Source organism: Arthrobacter rhizophilus (genome assembly GCF_026241105.1).
Taxonomy (GTDB): domain Bacteria; phylum Actinomycetota; class Actinomycetes; order Actinomycetales; family Micrococcaceae; genus Arthrobacter.
In genome coordinates this window covers 107,055-119,579 of record NZ_JAPFFT010000008.1, presented here as the reverse complement: position 1 = coordinate 119,579, position 12,525 = coordinate 107,055, and the positions used below count along the sequence as shown (strand labels likewise).

Genomic DNA, 12,525 nt, shown 5'->3' with positions numbered 1-12,525 from the left:
AAGGCAAGCAGCAAGGAATCGACGTGGTGCAGAAAACCGGCAAATCGAAGAACAAGAGAACGCCGGTGGCGAAGAAGCGCCTTCGTATCGGCCTCGGAATCATGCTGACGCTGCTCCTGGTGGTCGGGGGCAAGTTGTTCCTCGTCCAGGGACTGGACGTCGGCGGCATGGCCGAGGCCGCCTATAACAACCGGCTGAAATCCACGATTCTGCCCGCCGAACGCGGCAAGATTCTTGACGCCAACGGCACGGTGCTCGCCAGCAGCGTGATCCGCTACAACATCGTGGTTGACCAAACGGTCAACACCGCCGCCACTGAGTTTTCGCGCTACAACCCCCAGACCCAAGGCATCGACAAGATTTCCAGGACCCAGGGCATTGCGGAGCTCGCCAGCGCCTTGGGGATGGATGTCAACCAGGTCACGCAAGCTGTGAGCGGGGAGAAGAAATACAACATCGTGGCCAAGGAAGTGAAGCCTGAAGTTGAAGACCAGATCTCCCAACTGCATATCCCGGGTGTTGGATCGGAAGGCATCAGCAAACGCGTCTACCCCAATGGGAGCGTTGCCGGGGGCGTCATCGGATTCCTCAAGGACGGCACCACGGGCCAGGCAGGCCTTGAACAGACTCAAGACGAGCTCCTCCGTGGGAAAGACGGAAAGAGGGTATTTGAGATCGGTGCAGACGGTCTTCGCATTCCCGTGGCAACCGATCTGCTGACCCCGGCCGTGAATGGCAAAGACGTCAAGCTGACCTTGAACACGGATATCCAGTACTTTGCGCAGCAGGCCATTCAGACGCAGGTCAACCAGCTCAACGCCCAATGGGGATCGATCGTCGTCGAGGACATCAAGACCGGGAACATCATCGCGATGGCGGACACCAATGCCCCGGATCCCAATGACCCCGGTAAGGTTGCGGCCGCGGACCGCGGCGTGCGGTCCGTAACGGCCGCCTACGAGCCTGGTTCGGTAGAGAAAATGGTCACAGCATCGGCCGCGATCAATGAAGGAAAGTCCAGCCCGCTGGACACGTTCACCATTCCGCCGGCTGTAACGATTGACGGTCAGACGTTTACCGATGCTTTCCTGCACGGTACCGAACAGAGGACCCTTGCCGGCATTCTCGGCTATTCGATGAACACCGGTACCGTGATGGTCGGCAGTCGCCTGACTAAGCAACAGCGATACGACTACCTCAAGCGCTTCGGCATCGGCGAAGCTCCGGACATCGGTCTTCCCGCTGAAGCCACCGGTATCCTCGCGAAGCCTGAGCAATGGGACGACCGGCAGCAGTACACCGTGCTGTTCGGCCAAGGTGTTTCCCAGTCCACCGTCCAAACGGTCCGGGCCTACCAAAGCGTGGCCAACGGCGGCGTGATGCTGCAGCCACGACTTATCGACGGCTACGTCGGCGCAGACGGTGTCGAGGCGAAAGCCCCTGCCAAGGATCCCAGACAAGTCGTTTCCAAGGAGACGGCCCAACAGGTCCGCGACATCCTTGAGAGCAACGTCACCATGGGTGAGGTCAAAGATGCCGGCATCGACGGATACCGGGTGGGTGCGAAGACTGGAACCTCCGAGGCACCGCGTGAAGATGGGCTGCCTGGCTTCGATGGGTTCACCGCTTCCATCATTGGAATGGCGCCCATGGAAAATCCACGGTTCATCGTCGAGGTAGTTGTCCAGCGCCCTAAAGGGAACATCTACGGCATCACCCAGGGACCGATTTTCCGCTCGGTCATGGGCCAGGTTCTGCGCACCTACAACGTCCCCCCGTCCACCGGGACTCCGGCGCGGTTCCCGCAGTACGCCAAGTAAGTCATTTTCGCCAAGTAAGCTTGTTGGGCATCTGTCCGGCCATATTACGATCCACCCATGCCGAGTCCGGGAGCCCCACGGTTCCCGCGCGGCCAGTTTTACGAGTACCAACGGAGACACACTTGTCAGAGCAGAATGACGCCGTATCGATCCCTGCAGGGAACCCGCCGGCTACGGACAAACCAGGCTTCCGTCCCGCCGTCGTGACCGCGGTCCCTCTTGGGGCCATTGCCGCGTCCCTGGGAATCGCGCTTCCTCCGGACTCCGGCGGTACGTCGGTGACTGGTGTGTCCCTGAATTCGCGCACCGTGGAACCTGGAGACCTTTACCTGGCCCTGCCCGGAGCCACACGCCACGGAGCCGACTTTGTCCGCCAAGCTGTGGCCGCTGGCGCCGTAGCAGTCTTGAGCGACGAAGACGGCGCCCGCCAGTTGGCGCTCGGCGACGACCTCGCTGTTCCTGTGTTGATCGTCGGGAGCCCGCGCGCCGCCGTCGGGCCTCTCGCTGCACTGATTTATCGCAGCCAACCCCACGACGCGGCTTCGCCGACACTTTTTGGTGTCACGGGTACAAACGGCAAGACCACCACCACCTACTTCATCAATTCGCTTCTCCGCGCGCTGGGCTTGAACCCGGGCCTGATTGGGACGATCGAAATCCTTGCGGGAGGCGAGGCCATTCCGAGCCTGCTGACGACGCCGGAGTCGACGGATGTCCATGCCTTGCTGGCCCTCATGCGTGAGCGCGGGCTGGATGCTGCTTCCATGGAGGTCTCCTCCCATGCCCTGTCCTTCCACCGGGTCGACTCTGTGATGTTCGACGTCGCCGGCTTCACTAATCTGACCCAGGACCACCTGGACCTTCACGGAAGCATGGATGGGTACTTCCGGACGAAAGCGGAACTCTTCACCACCGCCCGTGCACGCCGGGGCGTGGTGACCGTGGACGATCAGTGGGGGATGTTGCTGGCAGAAGAGGCCGGAATTCCCGTGGCCACGCTGTCCGCCGCACCCGGCACGGATGCTGACTGGGCTGTGGTCTCCACCACGCAAAGAGGGCTTGGAACCGACTTCGAGCTGCGCCACCGTGACGGAACAGCGCTGCGCGTCCACACAGGATTGCCGGGGGACTTCAACGTCGCCAACGCGGCCCTGGCGACCGTCATGGTGCTGGCTTCCGGCGTCGATCCGGGGGCATTGCAGGCGGCGCTGGACAGTTACGATCCCTTTACCGTTTCCGTGCCGGGCAGGATGCAGTTGATCTCGGACGCCCCGGCTTCCGTGGTTGATTTCGCGCACAACCCGGACGCGCTGGCGAGGGCCCTGAAGGCGGTACGCTCCCAGGAACCCGGATCCCGGGTAATCGTCGTTTTTGGTGCCACAGGCCAACGGGACCAGGGCAAGCGGCCGACCATGGGAGCAATAGCGGCCCGGCTCGCAGACGTCGTCATTGTCAGCGACGACGACCCCCACGACGAAGACGCGGCGACCATCCGCTCGGAAGTCATCGCCGGGGCCCGCGATGCCCGGGAGTCGGAGCATCTTGACTGCGAGATCCTGGAAGCGTATCCCCGGGATGTTGCCATTCGCCAGGCTGTGGAAATGGCTACAGAAAGGGACACCATCCTGATCGCCGGCCGCGGCCATGAGGTCTGGCAGGAAGTGAAGGGTGTCAACCTTGCACTCGATGACCGGGTAGAACTGCGGGCTGCCTTGACAGCCAGGGGATTCAGAGTTTCCACGGACGAGCGGATAGAGTCCTAGACCGAGATGATTGCACTTACTGCGGCGGAAATCGCCGATATCACCAACGGCCGATTGGCAGCGGACCCCGGCATTGTTCCGGTGTCCGTCGTCACCGACTCCCGCGAGGTGGCTGCCGGATCGATGTACGTGGCCAAGCCGGGGGAGAACGCGGACGGCCATGCTTTTGTGGGTGCCGCATTTGAGCGCGGTGCCGTTCTGGCGCTGACTGAGCGCGACGTTTCCGACGACGACGGCCGGACATATCCCGCCGTCGTCGTCGATGACGCCGTGCTCGCCATGGGTGCGCTGGCCGCCGAGTCCGTTCGCCGCATCCGCGCGGCCCGCGCGGCACAAGGGGAGCTTTTTACCGTCATTGGCATCACGGGCTCGGCAGGCAAGACCACTACCAAGGACCTGCTGGCGGGGATTCTGTCCCGGGCCGGGGTCACAGTTGCCCCGCAAGGTTCGTACAACGGTGAAGTCGGTGTACCGCTAACCGTATTCCGGGCCGATGCCGGTACCCGCTATCTCGTGATCGAAATGGGCGCCACCGGAGTTGGCCACATCAAGTACCTCGCCGAGATGGTCCAGCCGGACATTGGCGTCGTTCTTGGAGTCGGCACCGCCCATGCTGGCGAGTTCGGCGGCGTTGAGAACATCGCCAAGGCCAAGGGCGAACTCGTCGAAGCGCTGGGACAGGACGGAACTGCGATTATCAACCTCGACGACGACCGGGTCGCGGCGATGGTTTCACGCACCCAGGCCAAAGTGCTCGGAACCACTGCCAACGGCGCTTCCGGATCGGCTGTCGAAGCGCGGAATGCCGATATCGACGAGGACGGCCACCCGGAATTCGATCTCATCCTGCCCGACGGCGGGGCCTCCCATGCGGTCCACAGCAAGCTGATCGGCGCGCACCACATCACCAACCTGCTTGCCGCCTCGGCCGCGGCGTTTGCGGCAGGCGTCCCCGCGGCCGACATTGCCGCCTCGCTGAGCGAGCAGTCGCCGGCCAGCCGGTGGCGGATGGAACGCACGGAGCGGGCAGACGGCGTCACCATCATCAACGATGCGTACAACGCGAATCCTGAATCCATGCGTGCCGCCCTGCGCACCCTTGCCGACCTGGGCCAAGGTCGCCGCACCTGGGCTGTCCTGGGCGCGATGCTGGAACTTGGCGAAGACTCCATCCGCGAACACACGGCGGTGGGGACCCAAGTGGTTCGCTTGAACATTTCCCGCCTGGTGGTGGTTGGCCGAGAAGCCCGGTCGCTGTACATTTCCGCGATCCAGGAGGGCTCCTGGGGCAACGAGTGCAGTTTCGCTGAGACGGCTGACGAGGCCTACGAACTCCTGCAGGCCGAGCTTGAACCAGGCGATCTGGTGCTGTTCAAGTCCTCGAACGGGGTAGGCCTCCGGCATTTGGGGGATCGGATAGCATTACCCCCACAGGCCGGGACGAGTGCGAACACCGCGGCTGTAACCGCCGCCAATGAAGGGAACGAGCTCCTGTGATTGCACTGTTGATCGGCGCTGGCGTCGCCCTCCTGGTGGCTTTGATCGGGACACCACTTTTCATCCGGTTCCTTGTGACCAAAGGCTACGGCCAGTTCATCCGGGACGACGGACCCACTTCCCACCACACCAAGCGTGGTACTCCCACCATGGGCGGCGCCGTGGTGGTGGCGGCCGTGCTCATCAGCTACGGGTTGACCCATGTGATCATGTGGATGATGAATCCGCGTTCACCGGGCCCGTCCGCTTCGGGCCTGCTTTTGTTGTTCCTCATGGTTGGCATGGGATTCGTTGGTTTCCTTGACGATTTCATCAAGATTTCCAAGCAACGCAGCCTCGGACTCAACGCCAAGGCCAAGCTGATCCTTCAAGCTTTCGTTGGCATTGTCTTCGCCGTGCTGGTCCTGAACTTCCCTGACGCGGACGGCATCACTCCGGCATCCACGCATATTTCCCTCGTCCGGGACATTCCCTGGCTGAACCTGGCCTTCGGGGGCACGGTACTCGGCGCCATCCTGTTCGTCATCTGGTCGAACCTGATCGTCACTGCGGCGACCAACGGCGTCAACCTGACTGATGGCCTGGATGGCTTGGCCGCGGGCGCCTCCATCATGGTCTTCGGGGCGTACACCCTCATGGGAATCTGGCAGAACAACCAGGCCTGCGGTTCGCCACGTGAGGCCGGCAGCGGCTGCTATTCGGTCCGTGACCCGCTCGATCTTGCCCTCTTGGCGGCCATTTGCAGTGCTGCGCTGGTGGGCTTCCTTTGGTGGAACACGTCCCCGGCGAAGATCTTCATGGGGGACACCGGTTCGCTGGCAATCGGCGGCGCGGTGGCGGGCTTTGCGATCCTCTCCCGCACTGAACTTCTGTTGGGCATCATCGGCGGGCTGTTCGTCCTCATCACGCTGTCGGTCATCATCCAGGTGGGCTACTTCAAAGTCACCAAGGGCAAGAGGGTCTTCAAGATGGCCCCCCTGCAGCATCATTTCGAACTCAAGGGCTGGGCGGAGATCACGGTGGTTGTCCGATTCTGGATTCTCTGTGGCCTGTTCGTGGCCGCAGGCCTTGGTATTTTCTATGCTGAATGGGTGGTGCTGCTGTGAGCTCAAGTCCTCAAACCAAGCCTTCGGCCAATGATCGGCTCCGGGATCTCGTCAGTTGGGACTCGGACTGGAAGGGCCTTCGCGTCGTGGTGACGGGCATTGGCGTCTCGGGTTTCGCTGCCGCCGACACCTTGATCGAGCTCGGCGCGCGGGTGGTGGTGGTTGACGCCGCCACGAGCGCCAAGGCACTCGCCCAGGCGGACACCTTGAAGATCGTCGGCGCGGCCGACGTCCTCCTTGGCGAGGACGCCGTCAAAAAGGTGCCTTTGGTGGACGGTGAGAAGGCCGAACTCGTGGTGACGTCACCTGGGTGGCGGCCGGACCAGTCCCTCCTGGCAGCTGCCAAACGCGCCCATGTACCGGTGTGGGGCGACGTCGAACTCGCTTGGCGGGTGCGCGAACGCGAGGGCCGCAAGACGGCGGACTGGCTCACGATCACGGGTACAAACGGCAAGACCACCACGGTGGGCATGGCCGAGGCCATGCTGCAGGCAGCGGGCCTCAAGGCGATTGCTGTCGGGAACGTCGGGACTCCAATCCTCGACGCCCTCCGGGACCCGGTGGAATACGATGCTTTCGCGGTTGAACTCTCCAGCTTCCAGCTGCATTGGAGTGAATCGCTCTCTCCTGTGGCCAGTGTCTGCCTCAATGTGGCCGAAGACCACGTTGACTGGCACGGCTCCTACGAGTCTTACCTGGCGGACAAGGCAAAGATCTTCGAGCACACGCAGAAGGCGTGTATCTACAACGCTGAGCAGATCGAGACCGAACGCATGGTGGAGAACGCCGACGTCGTAGAGGGTTGCCGGGCGATCGGATTCACCACTTTGACGCCGGCTGTCAGCATGCTTGGCGTGGTCGAGGGGTTGCTCGTGGACCGTGCGTTCATTGAAGAACGCAGGAGCTCAGCCGAGGAACTTGCGTCCTTGGCGGACCTGGGACCGGCTGCCCCGCGACATATGGTCGCCAACGCCCTGGCTGCTGCCGCCCTGGTGCGGGCCTACGGCGTCGATTCCGCGGCAGTCCGCGAAGGACTAAGGAACTACCTCCCGGGAGATCACCGTATCCAGCCCGTGGCCAAGCAGAACGGCGTGCTTTGGATCAACGACTCCAAGGCCACCAATCCACACGCCGCCTCGGCAGCCCTCTCCGCGTTCGATAGCGTCGTCTGGATCGCCGGCGGTTTGTCCAAGGGCGTCAACTATGACGAGCTGGTCGAAAGCAACGCGCGCCGGCTTAAGGCCGTGGTCCTGATCGGAACCGACACCGCGGATCTGGAGGCCTCCCTCAAGCGACACGCAGCGGATGTGCCTGTAATCGGGCAGCCCAAGGGCGACACTAATGTGGTGCAGTCCGCCGATTCAGCTGGTGCCGCCCCGGAACCGTCTCCGATCTTCGGCGACACCGTCATGGCCCATGCTGTCGCGTCGGCAGCAAGTATCGCCGAGCCCGGCGACACTGTGTTGATGGCCCCGGCGGCTGCTTCCATGGACCAGTTCTCTTCCTACGCTCACCGTGGCGACGCTTTCATCCGGGCAGTTCGCGAGCTAGTGGAAGGCCAGGCACAGACCACCGAGGAGTAACAATGGTCAGCACGCCCACGCGCACCGGGCCCGGACGGACCCGGGCCGGCAAGGCAGCCCCCGCCGGACGCGCGGCCGGCGATGTTCGGCCCTCGCTGCCGTCGCGCATTCGTTCTGGCATAGCCGGTTTCTGGTCAACGCTTGAGGGAAGCGGTAAATCGAGAAACGGGTCCACGTACTACCTGATTCTTGGTGCATCGCTTGCACTTACGGCTATCGGGATCATCATGGTCCTCTCGGCATCCAGTGTTGAAGCGATTGCGGCCGGCGAATCTCCATACTCGATCGCCACCAAGCAAGGCATTTTCGCGGGCATCGGCATCGTCTTGATGTTGGTGCTTTCCCGGGTGAATGTCCTTTGGCTCAAGCGATTCGCGTGGCCAGCCGTGGTGCTCGCGGTTGCCTTGTTGGTCCTCGTCCTGGTCATCGGCAAACGGGTCTTGGGAAACCAGAACTGGATCGAGATCGGCGGCTTCACCTTCCAGCCTTCGGAATACGCCAAGTTCGCACTAGTGCTCTGGATGGCCACCGTACTTTCCGTCAAGGCGAAGCTTCTTGATAGGTGGACGCACGCACTGATCCCGATCGTCCCTGTCTCGTTCTGCATTATTGGATTGATCGTCGCGGGCCATGACCTCGGAACTTCGCTGGTGGTCATGCTCATCATGGCTGCCGGGTTGTTTTTCGGCGGCGTGAACCTCAAGCTCTTCGCTGCGGCAGGTGGCGTTGCCGCCGCCGCCGCGCTGATACTCGCGGTTACCAGCGGCAACCGGATGTGCCGGATCACTTCGTGGATGGGGCAGAGCTGTGCCGGAGCAAGCGACATCGGTTTCCAGAGCGAACAGGGGCTGAACGCCCTCGCTTCCGGGGGCTGGCTTGGCGTGGGGCTCGGCCAGAGCCGGCAGAAGTACCAGTGGATTCCCGAGGCCCACAATGACTTCATCTTCGCCGTCATCGGGGAGGAACTCGGCCTGGTGGGGACCTTGGTGGTCCTGGTGCTTTTCGCGCTGCTCGCTGTTGCCATCTATCGCGTGGTCAGCCATCAGGAAGACCTTTTCGCCCGCGTGTTGGGCGGCTCGATCATGGCGTGGATGCTCGGGCAAGCGGCCATCAACATGGCCATGGTGGCCGGTCTGCTGCCCGTGATCGGCGTTCCGCTGCCTTTCATTTCCTATGGCGGTTCAGCCCTGGTGATGTCCCTATGCGGCGTGGGCGTAGTGTTGTCTTTGGCCCGCGCCCATATGACTTCCGCCAGCCGTTCCAAACCGCGCGGGCGGCCTGCGAAAACTGCACGAAAGCGTACATAGCACTCCATGAATTCCCAGCCCAAGCCACTGTCCGTGGTCCTCGCCGGTGGCGGGACAGCCGGACATATCAGCCCGCTGCTCGCCATCGCCGACGCCCTCAAGTCGCTGCGGCCGGATGCCAGCATCCTTGCCGTCGGCACGCCCAATGGCATGGAAACCCGGCTCGTTCCGGCCGCTGGCTATGAGCTGGCCACCATTGATCGGGTTCCGTTTCCCCGAAAGCCTTCCGCGGATCTGCTCAAATTGCCCGGCAAGCTCGTTGCCGCCGTAAATCAGGCCGGCCGCATCCTCGACGACGCCCACGCCGACGTCCTGCTGGGCGTGGGCGGCTACGTTTGTACGCCGATGTATCTTGCTGCGTGGCGCCGGAAAATCCCCATCGTCATTCATGAGGCCAATACGCGCCCCGGTCTCGCCAACCGGGTAGGAGCCATGTTCACCAAACATGTTGCGGTGGCCTTCCCGGAGACCCGGTTGCGGCATGCCCGTCACGTTGGCATGCCCATGCGCAAGGCCATCGCCGGCTTGGACCGGGCGGCTGGTCGCACGGATGCCAGGCAATCGCTCGGCTTGAACGCCGGACAACCTGCCCTCATCGTGACGGGCGGCTCTTCCGGTGCCCAGAGCATCAACGGCGCCATTGCCGGTGCAGTTGCCGCTCTGGCGGAAGCGGGCATCCAAACACTGCACATCACCGGCCGTGGCAAGGCAGTCAAGAACGACGACGGCGCGCCCCTCGCGGCCGATGGGTACCATCAGGTGGAATACGTGGACGGCATGGAAAACGTCTACGCGGCAGCGGATGTCCTCCTCGCGCGTTCTGGAGCGGCAACGGTCAGTGAGGTAGCCGCCGTCGGGCTCCCCGCCGTATTCGTTCCGCTGCCCATTGGGAACGGCGAGCAGGCCATGAACGCCTCCGCATTGGTCAAGGCCGGTGCCGCCCTCTTGGTCGATGACGCGGCCCTGACCGTGGATTGGCTCAAAGCCGAGTTGATTCCTTTGCTCACGGATCAATCCCGCCTCGATGACATGGCCAGCAAGGCGAAGGAACTCGGCATTAGAAATGCTGATCAGCGGATGGCTGATCTTGTACTGGAAGCGGTATCCGAATGACCCATCCTTTTGCAGACCTCGATTCCCTCGGCCGGGTCCATTTCATCGGCATCGGCGGCGTAGGCATGTCCGCCGTCGCCCGCATCATGGTGGCCCGGGGCGTTGCGGTGAGTGGTTCGGACGCCAAGGACCTGCCCGTCATGGCGGACCTTCAGGCCGCGGGCGCCCGGATCGCCGTCGGCTACGCCGCGGGAAATCTCGGTGACGCGCAAACTGTTGTTGCAGGTTCGGCCATCAAGGCTGACAACCCGGAGCTCGAGGCGGCCCGCGCGGCCGGGATCCCGCTGCTGCACCGCTCCGAGGCCCTCGCGGCGACGATGGGCTCCGATCGTGTCGTGACCGTTGCAGGCACCCATGGCAAGTCCACCACCACCTCCATGGTGGCTGTGTTGCTCAAGGAAGCGGGCCTGGATCCATCCTTCGCCATCGGTGCCAATGTGCCCGCCCTCGGCGTCAACGCAGCGCACGGCACTTCGGACATCTTCGTTGCCGAGGCCGACGAATCGGACGGTTCCTTCCTCAATTACCGGCCGCTCATTGCCGTTGTCACCAACGTCGAGGCCGACCACCTCGACTACTACGGCACGCCTGAGGCCGTCTATGCCTCCTTCGACAGCTTCGTAGCCCTGCTGCCAACCTCTGGAGTCCTGTTCGCCTGCGCGGACGACGACGGCGCCTGGGCCCTCGCGGAGCGGACCCGCGCAGCGGGCAATACCCGTGTGCTGAGCTATGGGACGGCAGGGGACGCCGACATCCGCCTGCACGATGGCGGTCCGGGTGATGTCTGGGTCTCCGCTGATGGACAGCGGCACCGCCTCGACCTTCAAGTCCCCGGCCGGCACAACGCCCTGAACGCGGCTGCCGCGTTCGGCGTCGCCGTCGAACTCGGCGTGGCACCTGAGGCTGCCGCGGCCGCCCTAGGCCACTTCACGGGAGCGTCGCGGCGATTTGAGTTCAAAGGGCAGGGGAGGGGCGTCCGGGTGTATGACGACTACGCCCACCACCCCACGGAGGTCCGGGCTGCTTTGTCGGCTGCCCGCTCGGTGGCAGGCGGTAACAGGGTGCACGTGCTCTTCCAGCCGCATCTGTTTTCGCGCACCCGCGAATTCGCCGAGCAGTTTGCACAGGCGCTTGGGGAAGCGGATACCGCCCTTGTCCTGGACATTTACCCTGCGCGCGAGGACCCCATTCCCGGGGTCACGAGCACCTTGATCACGGAGCGCCTGAAGAGCGGCAGGCTGGTGGCGGACGGGCAGGAAGCTTTGGATGCGGTTCTCTCCGCGGCCAGCGACGGCGACATTATCTTGACCGTCGGAGCCGGTGACGTGACGGCTTACGGGCCCCGGATCGTGGAGTTGTTGGGTGGCTGATACCCGGAAGCCCACCTTCAAGCCGCGGGCCGGAACCCGGCCTGGGACCGTCAGTGCTGAACGCAGCCTCGACGATCCTGTTGAAGTCCCTTCAGGGGCCGCAAACGGAAAGGACAGCAATGTGCTGGCCTTTCCGGAACCGAAAGGGCGCAAGCGCCGGCGGACGGTTCTTGCCGTACTCGCCATCATTGTCGCCCTGGTTGCCGGCATCATCGCTGCGGCCATCTATTCACCGGTGTTCGCCGTGCGCACCGTGACGGTGGACGGAGCCAAGCTGCTCCAGCCGGCTGCAGTCCAGAAAGCACTGGAGCCCGTGAAGGGAAAACCGCTTCCGCAAATCAACGACGCCGAGATCGCCGCGCTGCTCAAGCCTCTGGTCCAGGTACGCTCCGTCAGCACGGAAGCCCGTCCTCCGTCCGAACTGTTGGTGCACATTACCGAACGGGTGCCTGTGGCACTTGTCAAGAACGGTGACAGCTACCTGCTGGTTGACGTCGACGGCGTCAAGCTTGGTTCGACTCCTGATAACGCATCGGTACCCTTGCCCGTCATCGACGGGCAAGGGGCCAACCAGGACCTCTTCAAGGCGATCACTGCTGTTCTGGCGACGCTGCCGGCCGATGTCCTGGCCAAGATGGCCAGCGCCTCGGCGAAGTCGCCCGACGCCGTCGAGCTCAAGCTCACGGACGGCAAGATCGTCGTCTGGGGAAACGCGGACGAGAAAGAGCTGAAGGCACGCGTCCTGGAAGCGTTGCTGAAGGCGCCGGCCAATCCGAAAGTTCCGGTGAATGTCTACGACGTGAGTGCGCCGAGGCATCCATTTACCAAGTAGGCCATTTCAAGAAGTAACTTCGCTGGCGGTCGGGGTTATTTTTGGGACTTTCAGGCGACACGCGGAGGCGGTCATTGAATGTCGGATTCATAGCCCATACCGTCACTTAAGAGTTACTTGACATAACTATAACC

At 63.1% G+C, this 12,525-nt stretch carries 9 protein-coding genes; all 9 read left to right on the top strand.

The genetic code is table 11. From position 1 onward, the window contains the following. Positions 1-23 precede the first annotated feature (23 nt). The 9 genes from OOZ51_RS09100 to OOZ51_RS09060 all read left to right on the top strand — a co-directional run bounded on the left by OOZ51_RS09100 (position 24) and on the right by OOZ51_RS09060 (position 12,391). Positions 24-1,820, top strand: coding sequence for a peptidoglycan D,D-transpeptidase FtsI family protein (locus OOZ51_RS09100; protein WP_265979049.1), 1,797 nt, complete (start codon positions 24-26; stop codon positions 1,818-1,820). Positions 1,821-1,942: 122 nt separating this feature from the next. Then, positions 1,943-3,583: a UDP-N-acetylmuramoyl-L-alanyl-D-glutamate--2,6-diaminopimelate ligase gene (locus OOZ51_RS09095; protein WP_265979048.1), complete on the top strand. Its 1,641-nt coding sequence runs from the start codon at positions 1,943-1,945 to the stop codon at positions 3,581-3,583. 6 nt (positions 3,584-3,589) lie between these two features. Further along, complete coding sequence (locus OOZ51_RS09090; RefSeq protein WP_265979047.1) at positions 3,590-5,080, top strand: UDP-N-acetylmuramoyl-tripeptide--D-alanyl-D-alanine ligase; 1,491 nt, start codon at positions 3,590-3,592, stop codon at positions 5,078-5,080. After that, on the top strand, positions 5,077-6,186 hold the full coding sequence (gene mraY / locus OOZ51_RS09085) for a phospho-N-acetylmuramoyl-pentapeptide-transferase (protein WP_265979046.1): 1,110 nt from the start codon (positions 5,077-5,079) through the stop codon (positions 6,184-6,186). The genes OOZ51_RS09090 and mraY overlap by 4 nt, the downstream gene beginning before the upstream one ends. Beyond that, on the top strand, positions 6,168-7,769 hold the full coding sequence (gene murD / locus OOZ51_RS09080; protein WP_265979045.1) for a UDP-N-acetylmuramoyl-L-alanine--D-glutamate ligase: 1,602 nt from the start codon (positions 6,168-6,170) through the stop codon (positions 7,767-7,769). The genes mraY and murD overlap by 19 nt, the downstream gene beginning before the upstream one ends. A gap of 2 nt (positions 7,770-7,771) precedes the next feature. Continuing rightward, positions 7,772-9,076: a putative lipid II flippase FtsW gene (gene ftsW / locus OOZ51_RS09075; protein ID WP_265979044.1), complete on the top strand. Its 1,305-nt coding sequence runs from the start codon at positions 7,772-7,774 to the stop codon at positions 9,074-9,076. Positions 9,077-9,082: 6 nt separating this feature from the next. Continuing rightward, positions 9,083-10,189 (top strand): undecaprenyldiphospho-muramoylpentapeptide beta-N-acetylglucosaminyltransferase, encoded by a 1,107-nt coding sequence (gene murG / locus OOZ51_RS09070; protein ID WP_265979043.1) that lies wholly within the window; start codon positions 9,083-9,085, stop codon positions 10,187-10,189. After that, complete coding sequence (gene murC, locus OOZ51_RS09065; protein ID WP_265979042.1) at positions 10,186-11,559, top strand: UDP-N-acetylmuramate--L-alanine ligase; 1,374 nt, start codon at positions 10,186-10,188, stop codon at positions 11,557-11,559. The genes murG and murC overlap by 4 nt, the downstream gene beginning before the upstream one ends. Continuing rightward, on the top strand, positions 11,552-12,391 hold the full coding sequence (locus OOZ51_RS09060) for a cell division protein FtsQ/DivIB (protein ID WP_265979041.1): 840 nt from the start codon (positions 11,552-11,554) through the stop codon (positions 12,389-12,391). Before murC ends, OOZ51_RS09060 begins: the two co-directional genes overlap by 8 nt. Positions 12,392-12,525: the final 134 nt, after the last annotated feature.